The following is a 1,850-nucleotide window of genomic DNA, read 5'->3' as shown; positions in this document are numbered from 1 at the left end:
GGTCGCACCGCCCTCCTCGGGGCGTGGACCATCGCCGGAGCCCTGGTCGTGCTGGGCGCCGTCACCACTCTGCCGGGACGGCGCGAGCGAGGGTGCGTAACACGGGTGTCTCCTTCGATGGGGGTATCGGAGAGGGAAACGCTGTCTCCCACTTCAGCACATGGATGCAGACGCGCCAAGGGTTGGGGTGTTTCTTTCAGTGAAACTGAGTTACTTCCTGGCGAACAACCTACGGACGCGCGAGCGCCGGATCGCCCTGGTGGCGCATCGCCGCCACGAACCCGGCCAGCATCAACGCCTCTCCCAGATTCCCCAGGGGCGGCGCCACGGGGGCGGCGGCCGAGGCCGCGAGCACGGCGAGGGCGCCCAGAGCGATCCAGGGCGTCGAACGCTGGATCCAGGCGGTCAGTCCGACGAGGAGCAGCACGACGATGGCGAGGACGGCGGCGACGGGGAAGGCGCCGGGTGCGGCGTCCGCGTACCGCAGAGTGTCCGCCCAGGCGCGGGGCCGCAGGTGCAGTCCCGGCAGAGTGGTGACGGCGCCCAGCACGACCAGGGCTCCGGCGATGGTCCACGCCCCGAGGAGGGCGGTGCGACCCGCGCGCAGCGTGAGCGCCGCGCACGGCAGCACGAGAGGCGTGGCCAGGACGTGAACGACGAAGCGGCCGACGCTCAGTGCCTCCAGTGCCGGGCCCTCGCCCACCAGGGCTCCGGCCGCGACCACGGCCGAGTCGTACGCGAGGGCGCAGCCCAGGATCGCGGTGAGCCGTCCCGCTCGCCCGCGGTGCCGGGCGAGCGCGGCCGTGAGGAGCTGCAGGAGGGCGAGCAGCGCCAGGGCGGCGGAGATCACCGCTCCTCCCCGGCCCGCCGGTAGAGCGCCTCGATCGTCTCGGCGTGTCGACTCATGACGGCAGCCCGGCGGGTCTTGAGCGTCACGGTGAGGTCCGGTCCGCCCGGGATCCACACTTCGGCGAGGAGCGTGTGCGCCCGGATCCGTTCGGGGCGCGAGAGGCGGGTGTTGGCGCGTACGAGGGCTTCGTCCAGGACGGCGGCGAGTTCCGGTGCGTGGGTGTCCCAGGGCGCGGTCGAGTCGATGCCCGAGCGCCGGGCCCAGGCCTCGACGGCCTCCCGGTCGGCGACGAGGAGTGCGATGTTGAAGGGGCGACCGTCGCCGATGACGACGGCGTGGGCGATCAGGGGCGAGGCTTCCTTGATGACGCCCTCGATGCGGGCGGGAGCCATGTTCTTGCCCCCGGTGCTGATGATGAGGTCCTTCTTGCGGTCGACGATCCGGACGTCGCCTGAAGGATCGACGGTGGCGAGGTCGCCGGTGTGCAGCCAGCCTTCCGCGTCGACGGCCTGAGCCGTGAGCTCCGGCTCGCCGCGATAGCCGCGCATCAGGAAGGGCGCGCGTACGAGGAGTTCGCCGTCGGCGGCGATGCTGATCCGGGCGCCGGGGACGGGCCGGCCCACGGTTCCCGGCCGGGGGCGGCCGGGCGGGGCGATGAGGGCGATGCCACTGAGTTCGGACATGCCCCAGGCGTCGCTGAGCGGCAGGCCGAGCGCGTGGAAGTACTCCTGGAGGCCCTCGGGCGCGGGCGCGGCCCCCGTGATGCAGACGCGGGCGCGGTCGAGGCCGACGCGGTGGCGGAGATGGGCGAGGATGCCGTCGGCCTGCTCGAGTTCCGTCCGTTCCGTTGCGTCGAGAGAGCCCTCCCATCGGCGCGAGGCGAGGCGGCCGCCCGTGGCCAGTGCCTCGTCGACGAGGGCGCGCAGCGCGGGGTCCGCTTCGGCGAGCGCGCCCTCCAGGCCGGTGCGCAGACGCTGCCAGACGGCGGGTACCGCCCCGA

2 protein-coding genes are annotated in these 1,850 nt (G+C 73.4%); both read right to left on the bottom strand.

The features are described 5' to 3' along the window. Window positions 1-229 precede the first annotated feature (229 nt). The gene (locus tag EAO71_RS35310; protein ID WP_147981907.1) at window positions 230-850 is read right to left on the bottom strand and encodes a hypothetical protein; all 621 of its coding nucleotides are present in this window, start codon (window positions 848-850) and stop codon (window positions 230-232) included. Next, window positions 847-1,850 (bottom strand): AMP-binding protein (locus EAO71_RS35305; protein ID WP_147981906.1); only part of this gene is annotated, 1,004 nt, incomplete at its 5' end. The genes EAO71_RS35305 and EAO71_RS35310, both read right to left, overlap by 4 nt.

The organism is Streptomyces sp. MS191, from assembly GCF_008042125.1.
GTDB lineage: Bacteria > Actinomycetota > Actinomycetes > Streptomycetales > Streptomycetaceae > Streptomyces.
Note: the sequence above shows the minus strand (reverse complement) of the source record. Positions and strands in the feature narration are given on the sequence as shown.